Origin of the sequence: Nonomuraea sp. NPDC049419 (assembly GCF_040676995.1) — a bacterium.
In the GTDB taxonomy this organism is placed as follows: Bacteria; Actinomycetota; Actinomycetes; order Streptosporangiales; family Streptosporangiaceae; genus Nonomuraea; species Nonomuraea salmonea.
In genome coordinates this window covers 1-1,276 of record NZ_JBFAQB010000049.1, presented here as the reverse complement: position 1 = coordinate 1,276, position 1,276 = coordinate 1, and the positions used below count along the sequence as shown (strand labels likewise).

Annotated in this window: 1 protein-coding gene; it reads left to right on the top strand. The window is 69.4% G+C overall.

Annotated elements, in window-relative coordinates; translation table 11 throughout:
- Positions 1-239 precede the first annotated feature (239 nt).
- The coding region (locus tag AB0K12_RS48355; RefSeq protein ID WP_364576151.1) for an IS110 family transposase at positions 240-1,276 on the top strand (1,037 nt) is incomplete at its 3' end.

Sequence of the window (1,276 nt, the reverse complement as noted above, 5' to 3'; positions counted from 1 at the left end):
CCGCCTGACAGTGATGATGGAGGTGTGAGCGCTTCCCGTCAGGGTCTGACCCACCGCCTGACTGACCTTGTGGTCCTCAACGGGATCTGTCGGCCCTGGACGGGAAGCACTCATCTGCACTCACCGGACGTGGCGACTGTGACTTCATAGGAGCCTGGCCAGAGGCCCCATCACTGTCTTGTCCACGTTGCCCGGCTGGTGCGTGCCGCCCTGCCCCCGGTCGAGACGACAGGACGACGATGACCTCCATTACACCCGACACCGCCCCGATCAGCGAAGTGGCCGGCGGTGTGGACACCCACCAGGACACCCACACCGCAGCCGTGATCGACCTCCTCGGCCGGGTCCTGGGCACCGAGCAGTTCCCCGCCACCCCGGACGGCTACGCCGCTCTGCTGACCTGGATGCGCGCTTTCGGGCAGCTGAGCCGGGTCGGGGTCGAGGGCACCGGCGTCTACGGAGCAGGGCTCACTCGCCTGCTGCAGGCCGAGCACATCGACGTCATCGAGATCGACCGGCCCGACCGAAAGAGGCGCCGCTTCCAGGGCAAATCCGACCCGATCGATGCCATCGCCGCCGCCAAGACGGCACTGGCCGGCGACCGGACCGGCACCCCCAAGCAGCGCGACGGCCGCATCGAAGCGCTGCGTAACCTGCGTATCGCCCGGCGCAGCGCCATCGACCAGCGCGCCGATACCCAACGCCGCATCAAAGCCCTGATCGTCACCGCCCCCGACGCGCTCCGCCAGCAGCTACGCGGCCTGTCGATCACGAAACTGATCGCCACCTGCGCCGCCCTGCGCCCCGACCGCGACGACGCCGCCGACCCGGCCACCGCCACCCAGATCGCGCTGCGGTCCCTGGCCCGCCGCCACCAGCAGCTCACCGGCGAAATCGCCGACCTCGACGAGCTGCTGGAGCCACTGGTGACCGCGATCAACCCCACCCTGGCCGCCGCATACGGCGTGGGCACCGACACCGCTGGGCAACTTCTCGTCACCGCAGGCGAGAACCACGACCGCATCCACAGCGAGGCCGCCTTCGCCATGCTCTGCGGCGTCGCGCCGATCCCCGCCTCATCCGGCAAGACCACCCGCCACCGCCTCAACCGCGGCGGCGATCGCCAGGCCAACGCCGCCCTCTATCGCATCGTCATGTGCCGCCTGCGCTGGGACCCACGCACCCGCGCCTACATGCAACGACGCACCCAGGACGGCCTGTCCAAGAAAGAGATCATCCGCTGCCTGAAGCGCTACGTCGCTCGAGAACTCCACCG